Source organism: Streptomyces sp. NPDC048473 (assembly GCF_043200155.1).
Classification (GTDB): Bacteria; Actinomycetota; Actinomycetes; order Streptomycetales; family Streptomycetaceae; genus Streptomyces.
Genome location: NZ_JBICXE010000050.1, coordinates 23577 through 41852, shown reverse-complemented (window position 1 = coordinate 41852; position 18276 = coordinate 23577). Strand labels below are relative to the sequence as shown.

Annotated in this window: 21 protein-coding genes; 7 read left to right on the top strand and 14 right to left on the bottom strand. The window is 70.9% G+C overall.

The genetic code is table 11. The features are described 5' to 3' along the window. The first annotated feature begins 391 nt into the window (after nt 1-391). Complete coding sequence (locus tag ACGFU7_RS40855) at nt 392-1081, top strand: hypothetical protein (RefSeq protein ID WP_393703133.1); 690 nt, start codon at nt 392-394, stop codon at nt 1079-1081. A 171-nt stretch (nt 1082-1252) separates the two neighbouring features. Here ACGFU7_RS40855 and ACGFU7_RS40850 read toward each other — a convergent pair whose 3' ends face one another. The 4 genes from ACGFU7_RS40850 to ACGFU7_RS40835 all read right to left on the bottom strand — a co-directional run bounded on the left by ACGFU7_RS40850 (nt 1253) and on the right by ACGFU7_RS40835 (nt 4562). Next, the gene (locus ACGFU7_RS40850) at nt 1253-1447 is read right to left on the bottom strand and encodes a hypothetical protein (RefSeq protein WP_393703131.1); all 195 of its coding nucleotides are present in this window, start codon (nt 1445-1447) and stop codon (nt 1253-1255) included. Continuing rightward, nucleotides 1444-1872 (bottom strand): ATP-binding protein, encoded by a 429-nt coding sequence (locus ACGFU7_RS40845; protein WP_393703130.1) that lies wholly within the window; start codon nt 1870-1872, stop codon nt 1444-1446. The genes ACGFU7_RS40850 and ACGFU7_RS40845 overlap by 4 nt, the downstream gene beginning before the upstream one ends. A gap of 115 nt (nt 1873-1987) precedes the next feature. Beyond that, a complete protein-coding gene (locus tag ACGFU7_RS40840) occupies nt 1988-3211 on the bottom strand; it encodes a helix-turn-helix domain-containing protein (RefSeq protein WP_393703128.1) in 1224 nt (407 codons plus the stop codon). Nucleotides 3212-3443: 232 nt separating this feature from the next. Further along, nucleotides 3444-4562 carry a peptidoglycan-binding protein gene (locus ACGFU7_RS40835; protein WP_393703126.1) on the bottom strand — a complete coding sequence of 373 codons (1119 nt, stop codon included), beginning with the start codon at nt 4560-4562 and terminating at the stop codon, nt 3444-3446. A 98-nt stretch (nt 4563-4660) separates the two neighbouring features. Here ACGFU7_RS40835 and ACGFU7_RS40830 point away from each other — a divergent pair, with 98 nt between their 5' ends. The 4 genes from ACGFU7_RS40830 to ACGFU7_RS40815 all read left to right on the top strand — a co-directional run bounded on the left by ACGFU7_RS40830 (nt 4661) and on the right by ACGFU7_RS40815 (nt 8480). Beyond that, nucleotides 4661-6475 carry a peptidoglycan-binding protein gene (locus ACGFU7_RS40830; RefSeq protein WP_393703124.1) on the top strand — a complete coding sequence of 605 codons (1815 nt, stop codon included), beginning with the start codon at nt 4661-4663 and terminating at the stop codon, nt 6473-6475. A 149-nt stretch (nt 6476-6624) separates the two neighbouring features. After that, complete coding sequence (locus ACGFU7_RS40825; protein ID WP_393703123.1) at nt 6625-6846, top strand: hypothetical protein; 222 nt, start codon at nt 6625-6627, stop codon at nt 6844-6846. Between the two features lie 75 nt (nt 6847-6921). Further along, nucleotides 6922-7650, top strand: a complete 729-nt coding sequence (locus tag ACGFU7_RS40820; protein ID WP_393703122.1) for a ParA family protein — start codon at nt 6922-6924, stop codon at nt 7648-7650. Beyond that, entirely contained in the window at nt 7650-8480 is an 831-nt protein-coding gene (locus ACGFU7_RS40815) for a hypothetical protein (protein ID WP_393703120.1), read from the top strand. Before ACGFU7_RS40820 ends, ACGFU7_RS40815 begins: the two co-directional genes overlap by 1 nt. A 172-nt stretch (nt 8481-8652) precedes the next feature. Here ACGFU7_RS40815 and ACGFU7_RS40810 read toward each other — a convergent pair whose 3' ends face one another. The 10 genes from ACGFU7_RS40810 to ACGFU7_RS40765 form a co-directional block, all read right to left on the bottom strand. Further along, on the bottom strand, nt 8653-10470 hold the full coding sequence (locus ACGFU7_RS40810; RefSeq protein ID WP_393703119.1) for a DUF2637 domain-containing protein: 1818 nt from the start codon (nt 10468-10470) through the stop codon (nt 8653-8655). A gap of 93 nt (nt 10471-10563) precedes the next feature. Next, complete coding sequence (locus ACGFU7_RS40805) at nt 10564-10713, bottom strand: hypothetical protein (RefSeq protein ID WP_393703117.1); 150 nt, start codon at nt 10711-10713, stop codon at nt 10564-10566. A 172-nt stretch (nt 10714-10885) separates the two neighbouring features. After that, nucleotides 10886-11026: a hypothetical protein gene (locus ACGFU7_RS40800; protein WP_393703115.1), complete on the bottom strand. Its 141-nt coding sequence runs from the start codon at nt 11024-11026 to the stop codon at nt 10886-10888. After that, nucleotides 11023-11175 carry a hypothetical protein gene (locus tag ACGFU7_RS40795; RefSeq protein WP_393703113.1) on the bottom strand — a complete coding sequence of 51 codons (153 nt, stop codon included), beginning with the start codon at nt 11173-11175 and terminating at the stop codon, nt 11023-11025. The genes ACGFU7_RS40800 and ACGFU7_RS40795 overlap by 4 nt, the downstream gene beginning before the upstream one ends. A gap of 265 nt (nt 11176-11440) precedes the next feature. After that, nucleotides 11441-12421, bottom strand: coding sequence for a hypothetical protein (locus ACGFU7_RS40790; RefSeq protein WP_393703111.1), 981 nt, complete (start codon nt 12419-12421; stop codon nt 11441-11443). 23 nt (nt 12422-12444) lie between these two features. Beyond that, the gene (locus ACGFU7_RS40785; RefSeq protein WP_393703110.1) at nt 12445-12903 is read right to left on the bottom strand and encodes a hypothetical protein; all 459 of its coding nucleotides are present in this window, start codon (nt 12901-12903) and stop codon (nt 12445-12447) included. A 2-nt stretch (nt 12904-12905) separates the two neighbouring features. Beyond that, nucleotides 12906-13925 (bottom strand): hypothetical protein, encoded by a 1020-nt coding sequence (locus ACGFU7_RS40780; protein ID WP_393703109.1) that lies wholly within the window; start codon nt 13923-13925, stop codon nt 12906-12908. A gap of 4 nt (nt 13926-13929) precedes the next feature. Further along, nucleotides 13930-14256, bottom strand: coding sequence for a WhiB family transcriptional regulator (locus ACGFU7_RS40775; RefSeq protein WP_393703107.1), 327 nt, complete (start codon nt 14254-14256; stop codon nt 13930-13932). After that, on the bottom strand, nt 14253-14441 hold the full coding sequence (locus tag ACGFU7_RS40770; RefSeq protein ID WP_393703105.1) for a hypothetical protein: 189 nt from the start codon (nt 14439-14441) through the stop codon (nt 14253-14255). The genes ACGFU7_RS40775 and ACGFU7_RS40770 overlap by 4 nt, the downstream gene beginning before the upstream one ends. Nucleotides 14442-14470: 29 nt before the next feature. Then, nucleotides 14471-14917 carry a hypothetical protein gene (locus ACGFU7_RS40765; protein WP_393703104.1) on the bottom strand — a complete coding sequence of 149 codons (447 nt, stop codon included), beginning with the start codon at nt 14915-14917 and terminating at the stop codon, nt 14471-14473. A gap of 250 nt (nt 14918-15167) precedes the next feature. On the opposite strand from ACGFU7_RS40765, the gene ACGFU7_RS40760 reads away from it, so the two are divergent. Together ACGFU7_RS40760 and ACGFU7_RS40755 are read left to right on the top strand one after the other, a co-directional pair. After that, on the top strand, nt 15168-15905 hold the full coding sequence (locus ACGFU7_RS40760; RefSeq protein ID WP_393703102.1) for a GntR family transcriptional regulator: 738 nt from the start codon (nt 15168-15170) through the stop codon (nt 15903-15905). A gap of 407 nt (nt 15906-16312) precedes the next feature. Beyond that, on the top strand, nt 16313-17836 hold the full coding sequence (locus tag ACGFU7_RS40755; RefSeq protein WP_393703100.1) for a hypothetical protein: 1524 nt from the start codon (nt 16313-16315) through the stop codon (nt 17834-17836). The last annotated feature ends 440 nt before the right edge of the window (nt 17837-18276 follow it).

The window sequence follows — 18276 nt, the reverse complement described above, 5'->3', positions numbered from 1 at the left end:
GGGCGGCTCCGAAGGGCCATACCTTCATCTCTTGCACAGCACCGCTTTCAGAACTTCGCCTACATAAAGCTCCTCTCAGCGTTCGTGGCACACCGCTTGTTCGAATTGCGTGTCACTTCGGACACGCCCGGCTCTGGCGCCGCGGTCGGGGTGCGGCCCCGGCATGGTCGGGTCCGTGGTCGGCCTCATGGTCGGGTCCGTGGTCGCCCCGACCATGGCCGTCCGCTCGGGCCGTGGCGGCACCCGGGCGAGTGATTTTCCTTCGCGTACGCGGGCGCAGTCCTAGCGGAGGCGCGTCCAACTTGCCTATCTCCAACGGGTATTGACATCTTTTCGTGTGTTCTGTCATGTTCTATCCGCCACTTCCGACGAACGATCGAGAGGTGATCTCATGCGACGAACCGAGTACGACGCGGGACAGGCCGCCAAGCGCCTGAACGTGCCCGCATCCGCCTTTCGGTGGGCCCGGCACGCCGGACTCATCCCCGACCCGGACGCGTCGTCCTCCCAGTGGTCCCGGGCCGCTGTGGAGGCGCTGGACGCCGACGCCATCCGGGCCGCGATGCCCTCCGGGCCGATCGGCGGCGGCGCGGCGGCGGACCGGATCGCCGACGCACTCGGCACCCCGAACCCGACCGCGTACGGCGAGAAGGCGAACGTGACGGCGTTCGTGGTGCGGCGGTTCGTCGACCGCGGCCTGCTGGCCGACCTGAGCGCGAACCCCGAGGGGACGCTGCACCACCCCGACCAGGTCGCGGAGGTCTGCCGCCGCGAGGACCTGGCGGACCTGGTCGCCGCCGACACCCCGCTCGGACCCGAGCAGGCCGCCGCCCGGCTCCGGGTACGCCGTGCCGACTTCGACCACATGATCCGGCTCGGCTGGCTCCGCTCCCCGCAATCGATCGAGGTCCAGTTCGGCACCAGCCGGGCCGGGGCCGTCGACGTCGCGCTCTACACCACGGCGTCCGTCGACGCGGTCATCCCCGCCCACCCCGAAGTCGACTGGGAGCAGCTGCGCGCGGTGGAGAAAGGCCGGCGCTCACCGCTCGCGGCACTGCGCCCGGCCCCGGCAACCGCCTGAGCCTGCGGGCGCCCGTACAGCGCTACTTGAGCCAGAACTGGAACGCAGCGGTGTCCCGGAACCCATCACGGGGTGGGTTCCGGAACACCGCTTCCGGCCGCTGCCCGTGACGGGGGAGGCGCGGGCAGCGGGGTTCTTGGGCGGGCTACGGCCCGCTCCGGCGGCGGGTTCTCACAGATCCCCCGCGGCGATCAGTTCGGCGCGGGTCCGCCTCACCTTCAGCTGCGTCGGGTTCTCCGCCGGCCATTCCGCCCGCCCGGTGGTACGCAGCCAGATGACACCGCCCCGGATGTCGGTGACGATCGCGCGGACCCTGCCCTCCATCACCTCGTCGCCGACCCCTGGCAGATCATCGGTCCTGGTCATCCGCTCACCTCCATCTCAGCCCATACGCGTTTACCCCACGGCCGGGTTCCGGAGCCCATCAGGTCGTAGCCCCATCGGTCGGCCAGCTCGTCGACCAGGACCAGGCCGCGCCCGTTGACGTCATCTGGGGCTGGGGTGCGCATTTCCGGTAACCGCTGGGGTGCCCGGTCGATCACGGCCACATAGACCCGGTCGTCCGCGGGACGGTCGACGATGATGCGGACCGCAGGACCATGGGCATGCCGGACCGCATTTGCGACCAGCTCCGACAGCACCAGTGCTGCCGTCTCCGCCGCGTCGTCCAGGCCCCATGCGCACAGCGCCACACGAGCCAGACGCCGGGCCTCTTCTGCTGTCTGCGGAGCGCGTGTCTTCGTCGTGTTGTAGCCGGGGTACCCCGTTCTGCGGGGTCGTGCTGCGGTCATGCCGGACATCGCCAGACCTCGGGTCGGTGGTGGGTCGGAGCACGACCGTAAATGCCGGAGGGGGTAGCGACGGGTACAGTCGCTACCCCCTCTCCGAGGGGTACAGGTTGTACCCCTACGCGGCGACCCCGAGTTGACGCGCGAGACCGCGCGCGTCGTCGCGGATGACGGCACTGCCGCTCTCCGCCAACTCCACGGCCGCACCCCTGGCGAAAAGGTTGTACCTCGCCGTCTCCGGGCTGGCCTTGTACGCCTTCTTCAACAGATGCACGACCGCGACGGACTCACCCTCCAGGCTGTACGCGCGCGCTGTTTCGATGAGGTGGAAACTGCGGCGGGTGGCCGACGGCATGGTGGCGAGGTCGATGTGCGTGGCCGCGTCGACGGCCGCGCCCGACCGGACGAGATCGTTGTTCATGGTGATCGCGTACGCGTTGACCATGTCCTGGCCGAAGATCAGCCAGGGATGCGCGTAGCCGTCGCCGAGACGGTGGGCAGCCTCGTCTGCCTTGTCCCAGTGCCGTTCGGCGTTGCCCTTCTGCCCGACCTTCGCGTACGACAGAGCGGCAGCCAGGTGCAGCAGACCGCCGAGGGTGATGTCCTCGGATCCGCGGTCCGGGTCGAGCAGCTTGATGGACTTCATCGCCAGGTCGACGCGGGCCTCGTGGCGTTCCCCGGCGTCGCGGAACACATGGTTGAGGTACCACGCTGAAGCGGCGATGGCGCGCGGGCTGTCGGCGTCCTGAGCGATCGTCATGGACCGGTCGCCGGTGAGCATCACCAGTTCCTGCGCGGGCTGGAACGAGAGGTACAGCTGTGCGAGGTGGTAGGCCTGCGCGAGGCTCACCTGGACCCGCCGACGATCGGCTCCCTCGTGCGCGCGGGCGGCGTGCTTGAGGTCCGCCAGCAGAGCCGGGAGGACGTCGGCTACGCGGGTGCGGTGGTCACCGACGCCGTGCCATGCCTGCCAGGCATGTCGGACCCTCGTCGCGAGCCCTGCCGCCGGCGCGGGTTCCTCGTCGCGGGCCAGCACGTTGTAGTCCGTCAGCGCTTCCTTCACTCGCAGGAGCGAGGGGTGGGCCGCCTTGGTGTAGGTGGCGGCCGCCAGACGCTCATCACCAGTGAGCGAGGCGAGATCGTCCACACCGAGCGCCTCCGCCAGACGAAGAAGGAGCGGCAGGCGTGGCATGCCCAGGCGGTCAGTCTCGATGGCCTTAACCCATTCCGTACTGCGGCCGACGAGACCAGCGAGCACCGGCCGCGCCAGCCCTCTCCGTTCACGTGCTCGTCGGACCCGCTGACCGAACGAACCCGGGCCATTTTCAGCGTCTTGCGCCATGACGAACTCCGTTCTGACGTCGCACTCAGGACGGTACCCGGGCCCGAGCATCCCGGGACACACTTCGGCCCGCACTCCCCCGCTTCCGTGGGAGGCGGGCCGTTGGCGTCTCCCGCCTTCGATCCTCAGGAAGCCGCTGCAGACGTGAGCGGATCACGGCGACTCGTCAGACGGTCGGCCGGTATCCCTGGGCGGACAGTTCGGCACTCCGCCACGAACGCCCCGCGGGCTCTCAGTGCCCGCAGCCGGCCATGGGGGTGTCGAGGTATTTCCAGGTCTGGGGTCCGACCTGGCCGTCGGGCTTGAGGCCGCTACAGCGTTGGAGGGCGCGTACGGCGGTATCGGTGCTGTCCCCGAACTTGCCGTCGACAGTGAGCGTGTAGTCGTAGTTGTTGTTCAGCAGGCACTGGATCTGTTTCACCTTCGAGCCGACCATGCCTTTGGCCATGGTCTGGGTGCGGTCCCAGTTGTAGCGGCAGTTGGCCCGGCCGGCGGCGCCGAGCGCGGCGGCCGGGCTGGGCGAGACGGAGGCCGCGGGCGATGCTGCCTGGTCCTTGGCGGAGGTGCTGGGGTGAGGAGCCTTGTTCGTGTCCTCTTCGCCTGAGGACTCCTTGCCTTGGTCCTGGTCGTGGTCCTTGTTCTTCTCTTCGTTGCTCGTCGGAGCTGTGGCCGGTGGGGTGCTGCTCTTGGGGGTTTCGTCGTCCACCGGCTGGTCGTCGCTGGGACGGTTGTCGCCGCCGGTCTCGGGCTGGGACACGGCGGGGTTGTCCGTCTCGTGGACCGAGTACCAGCGCCCGACCAGCAGCAGCGCGGCAAGAGCGGCGGCGATCAGCGCGAGGGTTCTGATCCGGCGCCGAGGCGCAACAGGAGGACTCGCGGGTGATGGTTTGGCGGGAGCGGGCGGGGCCGGTGTGGGGGCAGGGGGGGCAGGGGCCGCCGTCGCAGGAGCCGGGGCCGCAGCGCCGGGAACGGGGTCGGGGACTGTCGGTGGGGTGGGGTCCGGGGCGGCCGGTTCGGGGACCGGAGCAGGAACTGTTTCCGGGGGTTCGGTGCCGGCCGTCTCTGTCTGCTGGTCTGCGGCGCGCCGGGCCCGTTCAGCGTCGTCCCACAGGCCCAGCAGCTTGCTCTTGTCCAGCCCGCGGCGGGAACAGAGCCGTTCCACCGCTGTCCGGGGCGGGAACGCCGCGCCTTTGAGGACGCGGTTCCAGGAGGAGCGGGAGTAGCCGGTGTCGTGGGTGAAGGCGTCCAGGGAGAGGTTTTTGGACTCCTTCACCTGACGCAGTGCCTGGAGCAGCGCGGCTACTTCTGGCAGTGGCTGCGCGGGTGGCATGTCGCCTTGTTCGGGTCGCATGGGTCTTCCCCCCAGTACCGATGTGATCGTCATGTTCCACAGCCGTTCCTTTTCGCAGGTCAAGGGCCTTGTGGAACGGCCGGGACGGTGCGGTACGGGTGGAATGGCGATCAGGCTACCGGTGGGACGGCGGCACCCCGAATCTTCATCTCGTCGACGCCGCGAAGGCGCCGCATCAACTGCCCTCCGGACGAGTGCCGGCGGGTCTGACGACGGGTGAAGAAGTGCGCATCATCAGCAAGAAGACGGCCCTTCAGGCAGGTGCCATGGCCGCGGTCGCGGCGGTCGGATTTGGCGTGATCAGTGCCTCGGGAAGCGAGCGGGCGCAGGCGTCCAGCCCGACCGTGTACAGCGTGAAGGGCTTCGACACCAGCCACCACAACGCTCACCCGATCCAGTGGTCGACGGCGGCCAGGGGCGGGTACTCCTTCGTGTTCCACAAGGCGAGTCAGGGCACCGGGTACAAGGACCCCACGTTCCGCGGGGACTTCGCCGCGGCTTCCCGGGCGGGCCTGATGAACGCGCCGTACCACATGTACTCGTCCGGCAGCGGCGCGGCGCAGGCCGCCCACTTCATCACGACGGTCCGTGTGGCCGGCTACAACGGCCGCACGGCCGGTCAGCTGCCCCCGGTGGTGGACCTGGAGACGCTCGACGGGGAGTGCCCGTCCGGGATCAGCAGCGCGCAGGTCGGCGCGTTCCTCTCCACGACCCGGCAGGCGTTCGGGGTGAACCCGATCGTCTACACCTCCAAGGCATTCACCGACAGGTGCCTGCGCGGTGACGTCTCCGCGCTGAAGAACAGCCCGCTGTGGCAGCCCCGCTACAAGAGCGGAACCCGTGAGCCCGCCCCGGTCGGCGGCAGGGGTTGGTCGATCTGGCAGCACACCGAGACCGGCACGGTGCCCGGCCTTAGGGGCAACGTCGACGTCAACGCCTACCGCGGCACGCTGACCCAGCTGCGCACGCTCGCTCACCTCAGTCCCGGCCAGCCCCCCGCCCAGCCGGGCACCGGCACGGGCACGGGGTCGGGCACGGGTACGGGTACGGGTACGACCACGCCGTCCACGGCTGTCTGGCCGCTGCTCAAGACCGGGGCGCGGGGCGTGAACGTCACCACCGCCCAGCACCTCCTGGCCGCCACCGGGCACTCCACCACCGCCGACGGCATCTACGGCCCGTCCACCCGGAACGCGACCACGGCGTTCCAGCGCGCCCACGGCCTGACCGCCGACGGAATCATCGGCCCGAACACCTGGAACAAGCTCGTCCCGACCGTGCGCAGCGGCTCCAACGGGTCCGCGGTCAAGGCCGCCCAGGCCCAGCTCGCCGGATACGGCAACCGCATCACGGTCGACGGCGCCTTCGGCCCGGCCACCCGGAACGCGGCCACCGCGTTCCAGCGCGCCCACGGCCTGACCGCCGACGGAATCATCGGCCCCAAGACCTGGAACAAGCTGATCAACGGAACCAAGACGACCACCCCGCCCGCCCCGACCAAGCCCGCTCCGACGAACGGCAAGCTGACCCACCGCCAGGCCCTCACGCAGCTCGCCGCGGCCGGCATCAAGGCCCCGGTCGGCCGGACCTCCCTCGGAGGCGTCCGCGCCCGCACCATCCAGGGCGTCATCGCCCTGAAGAAGGCCAGCGGCTGCACGATCACCATCACCGGCGGCACCGAGTCCGGCCACAGCACCAGGGGCAACCATTCCCACGCCAACGGCTACAAGCTCGACTTGCGCACCCGTGACGAGGGCCGCTGCGTGACCAACTGGATCAAGACCACCCAGCGCAAGGGCGCCCCGCGGGGCAAGGACGCCCGCTGGCACGGCACCCTCAACGGCATCTCCGCCGAGTACGTCTACGAAATCCCCCGGAGCGGCGGCGTCCACTGGGACATCACCTTCATCTAAAAGCACACACCCCGGTCCGAGAACCTGAGAAACAGCAGCGGGCGGCACCCCTCAAGGTGCCGCCCGCTGCACGTCCGGCACGAGTCCGGGGCGGCCCACCCCTGAAACCCGCCACCACTTCTTGATCACTCCGGGGGGAGACTGGCCGGATGAACGACCGCCGCCGCCCGCTGGGCACCGGACCCCGCCCCGACAACTCCGGGTTGTCGCCCACCGCGCCGCGCGCCGGCCTCGCCGCCGAACGCATCACCCCGGACGTCCGGGCCACCACCGAGCCGCCCGCCCCCGGACCGGACAGAAACCGCCGGGTCCTCGGCACCGGCCACGAACACGCCGCCGGGCAACCGTCCGGTGCGGCAGTCGGGCCCTGACGGGCGGCATTGAGAGACTGTCGGTTGAAACCGAAGTAGCCGCCCGTGGGGTGGTGAAGCGAACGGAGGAAGCGCGTGGCCAAAGTCCATGTCTTGTTGAACCGCAAGGGCGGCGTCGGCAAGAGCCTGATCTCGCTCAACATGGGCGCGGTGTGCGCCGATGTGTGCGGCACCCGTCCGGACGGGCAGCCCTACGTGGCGGTGGCATCCGCCGACCCGCAGGGCACGACCCTGTGGCGCGCGGCGCGGCTGGCTGAGCAGCCCTTCGACGTGCTGGACATCTCCGGGGACGTCGGCAACATCGCGCATTTGAAGGCGCTGCCGTATGCGCACATCTTCGTGGACACGCCCGGCTGGGCGGAGATCGACCCGAAGACGGGTCAGGATCCGCTGGGGAACGAGCGCTACGGGCAGATCCTGCGGGCGCTGCTGGACCAGGCCGACGATGTGATCGTGCCGATCCTGACCGAACAGGACTCCTACGAGCCGACGTGGCAGACGATCGAATGGGTGGTCAAGCCGCGCGGCATCCCGTACCAGGTGGTCATCAACAACTGGCCGCCGGCGGAGGGGCAGGCGTACGTGGACGGCACCCGCGGCTACTGCGAGAAGCACGGCTGGCCGGTCGCGCAGACCGTGATCCGCCGCTATCGCGTCCACACCAACGCCACCAGAGTGGTCACGCAGTACAACAACAACCGCGTCGAGCTCCAGGCCCGCGAGGACTTCTACCGCTACGCCCTGGAACACGGCCTGCGCGGCGCGGGCGACCGCATCGGCCAGACCAACGCGGTGGAGGCGTGATGGCCGGCACGCGCACGACCATCGCCGAGCAGCTCGCGGCGACGAAGACCGGCACAGACGTCGATCCGGCCAAGCGGACTGTCCAGTCTTCCCAGTCTCCGCAGGCCACCGCTTCTCGTCAAAGTGACGAAAAGACTAATAGTCTTCCGAGTCTTCCCGCAGTCTCCGTCTTCGTCGCGCCGCGCGCCGCCGATCCGGCCGAGCGACTGTCGTACTGCGAGAACGCAATCCTGCACGCGGACCGCCAGACCGAGCTGGCCACCGAGCGCATCACCCAGCAGTACCTGCTGTGGGTCGGCGAGCCCTACCAGATCGTGCGGGACGAGGAGCTGTTCCGGCTGGCGGGCTACGACACGTTCGACGCCTGGGGCCGTGCGCTCAACGGCCACAGCGGCGACTACATGAACAAGGTGATCCGCATCGGCCCGGTCGTGCGGGCCCTGGCGTCAGTCACCCGGCGGCAACTCAAGGAACAACCGCTGCGCCCGCTGGTCTCCGTCCAGCGCGACCACGGCGACGACGCCGCCCGCGAATGCTGGAAGACCGCCGAAACCGCGGGCGACCTCACCGAACGCGGACTGCGCGACGCCGCGATCAAATGCGGCTACAAGGTCAACCTCGAACCGGCCGCCGGACGCACCGCCCCTGCACCACGTCCGCTCGACCCGGCCGGCGTCCTGAACGTGGGCAAGCTCAAACGCCTCGCAGCCACCGAACCGGCCCGCGCGCTCGCCCTGTGCCGGACGCTGCGCGAGGAAATCGACCGCCTGGAACACGAACTGACCCAGGAACAGCCGGACCCCGCCCGGCCTGCCCCGCCCACCGCCTGACCACGGGCGGCCGTTCCTGCTCGGGAACGGCCGCCCCGGTTCATTCCCAAATTTGGGAATGAACCGGGGCGGTCCGGCCGGAGGCGGGCGACGGACCCAAACCGTCCTGGGGTAGAACAGACAGGAGGCCCGGGGCGATTGGTGCGCCCCGGGCCTCTCGTCCGTCGAACGGTCAGACGGTGATCTCCGTCTGGCCGGGGATCGACACTCCGGCGGCTGCGGCCGCGGATGTGGCGGTCAGCTCGGGGTCGACGTCCGGGTAGCCCCGGTCGATGAGCTCCTGGGCGGCCTTCTTGTAGCCACTGGCGGTGGAAGCGGACGCCCCGCCGAGCTTGGCCGCGATGGTGGCGCCGTCCGCTTCCGGGGTAACCAGCAGCAGCCGTGCGACGACGCGAGTCTTGATCTGCACCAGGGACAGATCAGCCAGCGCTTCGGCGTGCGCCGCCCGCGCCCGGTTTTCGGCGGCCAGCTCCGCCATTTCGGCGGCCCGCAGTTCGCGTTCGGCGGCCGCCGCCGTGTCTTCGGCGGCCGTGTGGCGGTGCTTGGCCTTCTCCGCCCGCGCCTTCTCCGCCCGCGCCTTCCCTTCCTCCTCCTCGGCCTTGCCGCGTTCCTCCGCAGCCCGCACCTTCGCCAGACGGGCGGCCTCTTCAACGGCCTTCCGCTCGCTTTCAACGATCGCGGCCTCGGCTGCAGCCGTCCGGCTCTTCGCTTCGACGATCCGCGCGGTCTCTTCGGCGGCGTCCTCCAGAGCGGCCAGGCGCTGCTCCTCCGTGGCCGCCCGCCGCACCGCCGCGAGTGCCGTCTGTGCGGTCAGTTCGGCGGTCGCGCTCGTCCCTGCGGCCTCGGCCTCGGCGGCCCGGGTCGCACCGGTGGTCTGGGCCCGCAGCACCGCCAGCTCGCCCGCCAGCCGGGTCTCTTCCGCCTCGGTCTCCAGCACCGCCAGGCGCTCCGCGTGCTGATCCTCCCGCGCCTGCCGCTGCCGCTCCCGCTTGTCCTCCCGCGCCTGCCGCTCCTGCTGGCGCTCCTGCTCCTGGCGCTCCCGCTCCTTGCGCTCCGTGCGCTTCGCCTCGGTCCGCTCCTGGTCCTCCTTGCGCCGCCGCTCCCTCTCCTGCATCAGGGCCGGAAGGGCGCGCGCCTCTTCCACGCTGACCCCGTACGGGGCCAGCAGTTCGGGCATCCGGTCCAGCACACCCACCCGGTCCTCGGCCAGGCCCGCCTCGATCTCCTCACGGTGCGCCAGCCACACGCGGTAAACCGCCAGGTCGCGGACGTGAGTCCGGGCCTCGGCGTAGGTGGAGGGCCACGTCTTCGCGTGCCGGAAGATCTTCCATGTGGTGGGCAGGCGCAGCGTCCAGTCGGCCAGGGTCAGCCGGTCCTCGGTGTGGGCGCCGGCCTCCAGCTGGGCGGTCCGCACGATCGCCCAGCGGGCCGCCTCGGTCAGCAAGACGTACGCGATCGGCATCCCGGCGTGGGCCAGCAGACGCGCCGGGTGCTCCAGCAGAGCGTCCGTCAGCCCCGGCGAGCCCGGCGCGGATCCGGCGGCGGCCGCCATGTTCAGGGCGATCGTCACGGCGGTGATGCCGTGCGCCGCGACCCGCAGCCACGGCCGCGACATCCGCTTCCACGCCAGCACCAGGTCCACCGTGTAGAGGGCGATGATCAGCCCATCGACACCGATCGGAAACGCGTAGCTCTGCCAGCCCGCGCCGAACCCCCAGCCGACAGCGGCGGACCGCAGCGCCCCGTACGACAGAGCGAAACCGATCGTCGCAGCGGCCAGACCCGAGACGACCGCGACGACCGCGAGCGGGATCATCAGCCCGCGATGCCGCCCCGCCGGCCGCTCCCCCGCCTCCCCCTCGGCATCGTCCGTTGAAACGGCGATGCCCTCCGGTGCAACGGCCGGGCTGCCCGCTGAAACGTCGGCGCTGTCCGCTGAAACGGCCACGCCGCCCGCCGAAACGGCGCTCTTCTCCAACATGATCGTCATCGTGGTGTGCTCCCTTTGCCGAAACGCATAACGGTAGGCGGTGAAGTGAGAGCGTCCCGGGCGGGTGTCCGCCCGGGACGCGGTGAGGCGGTGTCAGTTGTCGGGGGTCTCGGTGACGACGAGGTTGGGACGGTACTTCCGGATGCGGGCGATGCGCTCCTCCGCGAAGTCGGGTGCGTTGCTGGCGAACTCGTCGAGGAACGTGCCGTCCTCGTCGACCACGCGGTAACGGATGAACTCCATGGGTGCTCCTGGTGGTGGGGCGCCCCGGGCGGAGAGTCCGCCCGGGGCGCGGTGATGCGATGTCAGGGGCAGGGCTAGTGGGGAGCGGGGGGATGGGGCCGGGCGGTCTCGGTCTGGCCAGAGCGTCCGTCACGCTCGTGGGGCGTCGGCCGGATCGGAAGCGCGGTCATGCTCAGCGTCCTTCCGCGCGTGCTGCCTCTGCGGCCTCGCGGGCGGCGCGGGCGGCCTCGGCGTCGGCGGCGGCCTTCATTGCCTCCTGGATCCGCTGCTGGGCCAGCGCGTCGGCGGCCTGCTGCTCGGCGATGTCACTCATGCCCGGTCCTCCTTCGGGGTGCCGGGGACGGGCTTGGTGGCGGGGTTGGTGGTGTAGCCGCCGTTGCTGGCGGAGTACTCGCGTACGTGCTGCGGCTCGGCCTCGGCACGCTGGGGGTCGCGTGCGGGCATGGTCTGGCGGAGTGCCACGATGGGCTCCTGTCTCTGTGTGAGATGGAGCGGGGCGACCGGTTGTCTTGGCGGATGACGGTCGCTCCGCGCTTGTGTGTGGGGCCGTGTGTCTGACCGGCTCCCCTCACCGCCCGTCTCACTCGGGCGGATCGGGCAGTCGTCAGGCGGTCTGGACCCCTTCCGGGATCCGGTGTTCTGGGTGTCAGGGAGGGGCGTTAGACGGGCCGTCAGGGGGTGTTAGGGCGGGTGATAGAACCGCAGGTCACAGGCCCGATAGGGCGGTCTATCGGGCTTCCTGGACCGGTTCCTGGGAGAGGGCCGGGGAAGGGGCCTCGGAGAGGGGCTGGCGGCCCCCGGGGATGAGCCTCAGGGCGGCCGGTACGGGGGCCTCGACGGGGATGCTGGCGGGGGTGCTGGCGGGGGTCTCCCCGACCGGCTGAGCGGGGGTGCCGGCAGCTCCCCCGGCGGGGGTCTCGGCACGGGCCCGGAGGAGTGCCAGGGGGGTCATCCCCAGGGCCTTTGTGGCCGCGTCGATACGGAGTCCGACGCGGGTGACGGGCTTGCCCCCGATCCGCATGCCGACCTTGTCCGCGGTGGGCAGCCCGCAGGACTCCACCCACGTGCGCAGCGCGGGCAGCTCGGTGTCCTCGGGGAGCAGTCCGGCGGCCGTCGCGGAGTCGAGGACGACGTCGAGATGCAGTCCGGCGCGCCCCGCTGACTCTGCGTCGGCCAGGGCCCGCAGTACGTGCCACAGCAGCGCCGTGCCACGGTCGACGGTCTCGTCGGCCCCGTCCTCCTGGTCCTCGTGCTCCTGGTCCTCGTCGGTGGCGTCGTCGGTGGGCTTCGGGGGAGGTGCGACCATCCAGGCCGCGACCATCCACCCGACTCCCCCGACCGAGATGATCACCGGCTTCCACGGGGCCAGCAGCCCCATGTACGGGGCGACGAGAGCGCCCACGGTCCCGGCCGCCCCGGCCACCAGCAGCCCACCAAGCGCGAGGTACGCCAGCGCCTCGATCGCCGGGCGCCGCCCGGACGGAGCCGTCCCCTCCTCCGCCTCCCCCTCCGCCGCCTCCCCCTCCGTCTTCTTGGCCTTGGCCGCTTTGGCGGCGTGCGCCTGGACGGCGGCCTGCGCGGCAGGGTCGGTGGCGGCTTGCTCCCAGGCCCACGCCAGCGCGCACGCGGCGCACCGGCAGATCCGGCCGGCCAGCACCACCGACCCGGACCACAGTGCGGTGAGCGCGGAACCGGCGCCCAGCGTCACCGCCCTCACCTCCGTGACCGCGCTCACAGCGCGCCCACGATTCCGGCGAACTTGAGGACCAGGCCGACGCCGATGCCCCAGATCCCGCCCGCCTGTCCGTAGATCACCCCGGCCGAAATGCCCAGCAGCGCGGGCCAGATCAGCTTCTTCCACTTCGGGCAGAACGTGCAGATCGTGAGGGCGAGGGCGACGCCGCCGAGCCCGATGTTCCCCACGCCGGCCCCCTGGATCAGGGAGGTGGGGACCTCGGAGATCCCCTTGACGACGTCGCCCCACAGGTTCCCGGCCGCGACCGCGAGGGTGCCGAACCCGATGCCCAGGCCCCCCGCCTTGTCCCGGTTGAGGGTCACACGGTCCGAGCCGCGCAGCCCGAACAGCAGCAACAGCCCGGACGCCAGGGTCAGCCCGCTGATCCCGACCGAGCCGAGGACCGGACCCCCCGCGAGAACGACGTCAGTAGCGGCGATGGTCATGATGCTCATGCTCACAGCAGGGCTCCGGGGGTGTAGAGGAGGGAGGAGACGACGACGGTCGCCAGGGGGATACGGGCCAGCCACCGCACCGGGCGGATCAGGCGGGCGTGGGCGGCGCGGCGGTCCAGGCCGTACCAGCACGCGGCCGCGAGTGGCCCCGCCGCCAGGAGGGGGGACAGGAGAGTCCCCCAGGGCTCGATCGCGTCCAGGGCGGTCTGCACGAGCGGGGCGGATCCCGCGCCCCACAAAGCGGCCCCCAGGGCCCCCAGCGGGCGCACGGCCAGGCCGGGCAGGCCCGGCAGCCCCTTGATCAGCCCCGCGACCCGCCAACCGCCGTACGCGGCCACGAGTGTGAGACCCGCCGCGGCAAGCTGCGGAACGGACGCCGTCATCCGGGCCATGTAGTGCGCTCCGGCCATCGGGTCACCGGCCAGAGACCAGAGCGCGAGATGACCGGCCGCAGCGGCACCGCCGTTGTAGAGCAGCCACCGCCACCGCGGATTCGGCTCCCTCGGAACCGTGACGGTCCCCGCGGTCTCCGGAGCCGCGCCGGCCGCAACACCGGCCGCGACACCAGCCACAACGGCAGCCGCGACAGCGGCCTCGACGGACGGCTCAGCCCCAGTCCCGGCGGACGGCTCGGTCTCGGTCGGCTTCTTCTGCCACCAGGGCCCCGCCTCCGCCTCCTCGACCACGGTCTCGACGGGTGCCTCAGCGGGCGCCTCGACGGGCGGCTCGGTCTCGGCGGACGCAACCGGCTCCGCCGGTACGGACGCTTCTACCGGCGGGACCACCGGCACCGGCGGAAGCGCCGGCGGAGGCTTCGGCGGATTGAGCCGCGCGGAGATCTGCGGACCGACCCGCACGTATTCCACGTCCGTCAGCGTGCTCACCGGCTTTTCCGGCGCGGCCGGGACGGCCGGAGCGACCGGGACGACCGGGACGACCGGAGCAGCCGGGACGGCCGGCTCTTCCAGAGCAGCCTGAGTGGCGTTCAGGACGTCGTCGATCGACGCGAGGAAATCAGCCACGCTGTCACTCATCGCCTGCCCCCGCCCGGTACGGGGCACGCCGACCGTGCGTCTGGACGTACAACGCACGGCGGTCGGCCTGCCGGAGCCCGCCCCGCACCCCGATGATCCGGGCGGGGGTGGTGCACTCCGCCATCTCCCGAGCCAGGCACCAGTCACGGACCGGGCACCCGGCACAGACCTTCAGGGCCTCCCGCTCCTCCACGGACGGCGGACCCGACACCGGGGACGCCTCCGGGAAAAACAGGTCCGGGTCCACACCCCGGCAGGCCATGTCCCCCACGGGGCCGGCCTCCCGGGCGAGCTGGCGGGCATTCAGCGAGAGCTTCACAGCCAGCCCCCCGCGCACCGCGCCCAGCCGACCCGATCGATCGCCGCGATCATCAGACGCTTGATACGGAGTTCGTCGCTGCCCTGCTCCGTCCCGGTCGACGCGGCGACGTAGCCCGGCGGCAACAACAGCACCTCGGTCTGCTCGAACACGTCACCACGGCCGGGCAGCAGGGTCCGCGTCACGACCGACGCTTCAACCTTCCGTACCGCCATCACCGGCCACCCCCGAACAGGTCCATCGGGAGCGCCGTCTGCGCCTCGTCCAGCTGCTGACGCCGCAACTCCGCCGCCAGCTCCGTGGTCCGCTTCTTCGCCTTGCGCCAGCACGGCGCGCACCACGGGCGCAGCGCCTCCACCGAAGCGGCGACCGTCTCGTGCTCGGTGCACGGGAGCGGGTACGGCGCCGCGATCAGCGGCTCCTTCGGCGTCCCGTCCTCCCGGCACATCCGGCCGGGGTGCTCCGTACCGCACGCACCCTCACACCGGCACGACTCGCCGTGCGTGCGGAGCACCAGCTCCAGCACCGTCAGCGCCGACGACACCAGCACCCGGGCCTCCGGCTCCGGACCCCGCGCGTTGTCCTCCTCGATCTGGCGCTCGATCTCCTCCGCCAGCCCCGCCCGCAACACGCGGACCACCCGCTCAGACACAATCGACACGTCGGTTCCCTCTCTCATCCAGGGGGTTCGGACAGTGGCCCCGGCACATCTGGCGTTGCAGCGCCGTGTCGGGGCCCGTCGCGTCCGGCAGACCGAAGCAAGGTACGAATCGGTTCATCGGTAGGTACTTCATGTACCTTGCGACGCCATGAAGGTACATGAAGCGCCTCGCAGGCGCAACCGTTGTACCTTCGCGCACCATTGATGTACCTTCGAGGCGTACTGTCAATCAGGCGAAACGGGAGCAGCTGTGGCATACAAGTCACCCGGGAAGGGGTACGCCGACGTGGCGAGCCACTTCCGCGCGCGCATCAAGAGAGGGGAACTCGCCCCCGGCGACGCGCTTCCCTCCGTGGCAGAGATCCGAGACCAGTTCGACGTGGCGGCAAAGACCGTGAGCCGCGCGCTGGGCGTGCTCAAGAGCGAGGGCCTGGTCACGTCGCGGGGCTCCCTTGGGTCTGTCGTGGCCAAGTCCCCGATCGTCATCACGGGATCAGACCGGCTGGACCGTATGGCCCGGAACGGGCTCCGGTACGCCCCCGGAGAGACCTCTACTGGCCACCGCGTCATGCAGAGGTCGATCTACGACGCCGACGTGTGCAAGGCGCTCGACCTGGAACCCGGCGACGAGGCCGTCATCCGCATCCGCGTCTTCCAACAGGACGGCCGGCCCACCTCGGTTGGGGTCTCCGTCTACCCGCCCCACACGGTCGCCGAAGTGCCCGAGCTGGCGGAGGACGTCCGCATGGTCCGCCAGTTCGGCGAGCTCTACACCGAGCGGACCGGCCGAGATGTGGTGAAGGGGCAAAGGACCGCGCACGCCCGACAGGCGTCACGGGACGAGCTGAACGCGCTTGAGATCGACGTGCCGCCCCACACCGCAGTGGCTGTCCTGGTAACCACGGTTACTTTCCACGACGACGAGCGTCCGCTGGGCTACTGGGAGGACGTCTACACCCCGGGCGCACGCGTGCCGCTCTCCGACTGACAGGTGTTCCGGACGGCTCGAAAAGAATCGAATTCTGGGCAGCACGCGCCACGGAGGAAAAGGCCGCCGGTCCCCGAAATGGAGATCATTTCTCCGGTCTGCGTCAGGCAGAGCATCTACCGATGCTTATTGAGGTCGGTGAATCGGCCGCCTCAGAAGGCCGGTGGAAAGTCCACCGCCGGCTTGCCCATTGGGCCAGTCGGCGTCGGCATCGGGCGGTCATGCGCAAGCATGGCCCCCACAACGCAGCAGGCCCCGCACAAGGCGGGGCCTACGGGGCCGACCGGTGTTACCAGCACCGGGACCGGCCGAAGCACCTGAGATGGAGGTGCGCTCCCCATGAGCGTACGTGGAAACACGGGCAGCAGGCCACAGGGCCAGGCAGGCACGCCGAAGGCGGTGGCCCGATGAGCTTCGAGGCTGTGCTGTGGGCGACGAACGACGCGCCGATCGCCAACGTGAACGAGTTCGCGGTGCTCACGATGCTCGCGGAGAAGGCGGACCCGGACGGCTGCAACAGCTTCCCGTCCCGGCCGACGGTCGCGGCCCGGACCACGGTGGACCCGAAGACGGTGCTGCGGGCCCTTCAGGCCATGGAGGCCCGGGGAATGATCGCGCAGGGCGATCAGCGGGCTGCCGAGTACATCCGGGCGGACCGGCGGCCGGTGGTCTACGACTTGCTGATCCCGTACTCGTGGTTCCCGAACATCGACCGGATCAACAGGGAGCGGCAGGAGCGCGGACGGCCTCCGCTCACGAGGTCCACACGGCCGGACATCGCTCCGGCGCCGGAGAAGAAGCAGCGCAGTGACAAGGGCAAGCCGCGGGCGAAGAAACAGCCCGCTGAACAGCGCGAATCGTCACGGGGTGACTTTGAGTCCCCCCGTGATTCGGACGGCTACGGGGTGACTCTCAGTCCGGCACGGGGTGACTCTCAGTCCGGCACGGGGGGACTACAAGTCACCCAAACCAGTCCTGTAACCCTGTCCACAACCCCAAACGACTCCGTCCGTCCGTCCGTCTTTGACGTACAGGTCCCGGATGCGAGCGGTTCGGGCACGGACGGACGGACGGACGGGGGCGGCGTCGGGGTCGAGGAGCAGCGGCCGGTGGCGGCCGGTGGGGCGGGCCCGGCGGCTGGCGCCGCGCCGAACACAAACGCAGCAGCAAGGGCGGGGGGCGCTCCGGTGGAGATGACGCCGGGGGTGGAGGTACTGCGTGCCATTGCGGCGGAGGCTTCGGAGTGGACGATCACGCATGCCGAGTCGCTGCGGGATCAGGGCCTGATGGCCTCGGGGATGCTGCTGGAGGGATTCACAGCGCAGGAGATCCGGCACGCGCTGCTGTCGCAGCCGCTGCCGCGGCCGCTGACCCACACGGTCGGCGCGGTCGTCAAAGGCAGGTTGCGCGATCTGCTGGCGGCCGGTCCTGCCAGCGCGGTGCGGCCGATCCCGGCCCAGACATCCGGAGACCCGCGGCAGCCAACGGAGCGCCGGGCCGATCTGTCGTCGGCCGCGTCGGTCTCGTGGGCAGAGCGTCAGCAGCAGCTGGCCGCCGCTACGTCCGGGCATGGGCCACAGCGCGACTGCCAGGGAGAGACCTGTAGCCGGCTGGCGTTGCCAGGCGAGGACCTGTGCGCGCGGTGCCTGCGCGAAGTCGATCCGGTGTGTGCCGCCGGGTGCGGGCGCACGGTGGTCGCGGAGAGTTCGATGTGCATTCCGTGCGTGGACGCGGCCGACACGGCAAGGGCCCTCGGTTGCCCGGGGCATGACGGGCCGTGCGGGCGCACGGTGCAGACCGTCACAGGGCTCTGCTGGAAGTGCGAGGCCGCGCGGACGCAGGCGCGACAGGAGTCCGATGCGGACCTGAGTGCGGCGCTCGCGAACGCGGCGGCGGCAGTCGCAGCCGAGGAGTCCTCAGCGTCGTTCTGAGCACACGTCAGCTGCCCCGGGCCCACGGGGCCGGGGCGGGACGTGTTCGGCCCGCAGATCGCCGTACAGCGGCTCACGGCCCGTCGGGGGCCTGGCAGCAGCGGCCGGAGGGTCCGCAGCAGACGGCGGTTATGGGTCCGGCCGCGCACAGACCCCTCTGTGGTCGGGTCCTCGCGCGCCTGTGCCCGGACGGGGTGGTCCCGTGCACCTGCCCTGACCCGGGCCGAGGACCGGGCCGGGCTGTCCCGGTAGCAGCCCTGTGGGACCGGTTCAGGAAAGACGCAGGTCAGAGCCTCCTGAATGAGCGCCCCGCACCGGCAGAGTTGAGCCCGTCAGCCGGGGTTGCGCCGCTAACCCGTCACTGCCGCACCCTGCTGCCCAACACCCCGGAACTGCGGCCGTCAAGCGTTCGCGAATCCCCGCTCACCCACCCCTTGCCG

Bases quoted from the DNA above. Each gene is read 5' to 3' on its own strand.
- ACGFU7_RS40855 (WP_393703133.1), top strand. From the start codon at position 392: ATGCGACGAACCGAGTACGACGCGGGACAGGCCGCCAAGCGCCTGAAC.
- ACGFU7_RS40850 (WP_393703131.1), bottom strand. From the start codon at position 1,447: ATGACCAGGACCGATGATCTGCCAGGGGTCGGCGACGAGGTGATGGAG.
- ACGFU7_RS40845 (WP_393703130.1), bottom strand. From the start codon at position 1,872: ATGACCGCAGCACGACCCCGCAGAACGGGGTACCCCGGCTACAACACG.
- ACGFU7_RS40840 (WP_393703128.1), bottom strand. From the start codon at position 3,211: ATGGCGCAAGACGCTGAAAATGGCCCGGGTTCGTTCGGTCAGCGGGTC.
- ACGFU7_RS40835 (WP_393703126.1), bottom strand. From the start codon at position 4,562: ATGCGACCCGAACAAGGCGACATGCCACCCGCGCAGCCACTGCCAGAA.
- ACGFU7_RS40825 (WP_393703123.1), top strand. From the start codon at position 6,625: ATGAACGACCGCCGCCGCCCGCTGGGCACCGGACCCCGCCCCGACAAC.
- ACGFU7_RS40815 (WP_393703120.1), top strand. From the start codon at position 7,650: ATGGCCGGCACGCGCACGACCATCGCCGAGCAGCTCGCGGCGACGAAG.
- ACGFU7_RS40810 (WP_393703119.1), bottom strand. From the start codon at position 10,470: ATGACGATCATGTTGGAGAAGAGCGCCGTTTCGGCGGGCGGCGTGGCC.
- ACGFU7_RS40805 (WP_393703117.1), bottom strand. From the start codon at position 10,713: ATGGAGTTCATCCGTTACCGCGTGGTCGACGAGGACGGCACGTTCCTC.
- ACGFU7_RS40800 (WP_393703115.1), bottom strand. From the start codon at position 11,026: ATGAGTGACATCGCCGAGCAGCAGGCCGCCGACGCGCTGGCCCAGCAG.
- ACGFU7_RS40785 (WP_393703110.1), bottom strand. From the start codon at position 12,903: ATGAGCATCATGACCATCGCCGCTACTGACGTCGTTCTCGCGGGGGGT.
- ACGFU7_RS40755 (WP_393703100.1), top strand. From the start codon at position 16,313: ATGAGCTTCGAGGCTGTGCTGTGGGCGACGAACGACGCGCCGATCGCC.